Source organism: Psychrobacter sp. PSi21 (assembly GCF_054960615.1).
The window spans coordinates 1-233 of record NZ_JBHNYR010000062.1; the positions used below are offsets into that span (position 1 = coordinate 1).

A 233-nucleotide genomic window follows, 5' to 3' on the forward strand; every position below is an offset into this window, starting at 1 on the left:
AAGGACTGAGTTCTGTATTGCACAGGACTCAGTCCTTTTAGTTTGAGTTGAATACGCTCATGATTGTAATAATGCATATACTCATGAATCTGTTTCTCTAACTGCTCAATCGTTTTCGGTTTTTCAATATAAATCGTCTCGCACTTCAGCGTACCGAAGAACCCCTCCATCAGTGCATTATCTAAGCAGTTGCCTTTTCTGCTCATACTTTGCTTAATACCATGCTGTTTAAG

Annotated in this window: 1 protein-coding gene; it reads right to left on the minus strand. The window is 39.1% G+C overall.

The window, feature by feature from the left end:
* On the minus strand, positions 1-233 hold a 233-nt coding region (locus tag ACFI32_RS14895; RefSeq protein WP_462627402.1), incomplete at both ends, for a transposase.